Raw genomic sequence first — 580 nt, forward strand, 5'->3', positions numbered from 1 at the left:
CGCAGGCTGGGGGTGGAGGTGATCATGGTGGCCCGCCCCCCGGTCGCACCCGCCGCCGTGGTGCCCGACGCACCGGCCGCCATGGCATGGCTGGAACGGCTTTACGCGCACGGGGCGTCTACCCGGCGGGAAGTGTAAAGCCATTTTTCCCCATCCGCCCGGTCGATGACGTGCGTCAGCGGGCAGCCGATCAGGACCAGCGTGCTCATATCCACCTGTTCGGGGTCGGCATGGGCGATGTCGGTCAGGATGACCCGCTCATCCACCCGCCCGATGGCGCGCGCGAAAGCGACCGGCACCGTGCCGGGCAGGATGGTGCGCAACAGCGCGAAGGCTTCCCCCAACTGGTCCGGGCGTGCCTTCGAACGCGGGTTGTACAGCGCGATCACCAGCCCCGCCCGTGCCGCCGCCGCCAGCCTGCGATGCACCACTTCACGCGGCTTGAGGTTGTCGGATAGGGAAATGACGCAGAAATCCCCCCCCAGCGGCGCACCCAGTCGGGCAGCGGCGGCCAGCACGGCGGAAACGCCGGGAATGACCGTGACATCCACCGCCCGCCATGCGGCGGGGCCATGGTCAA

At 69.7% G+C, this 580-nt stretch carries 1 protein-coding gene; it reads right to left on the reverse strand.

Annotated features, from left to right (window positions below; all coding sequences use genetic code 11):
* Nucleotides 1-101 precede the first annotated feature (101 nt).
* A partial coding sequence (locus JCM25156_RS19870; protein ID WP_025814528.1) for an SAM-dependent methyltransferase occupies nucleotides 102-580 on the reverse strand: 479 nt, incomplete at its 5' end.

It is taken from the genome of Komagataeibacter kakiaceti JCM 25156 (assembly GCF_000613305.1).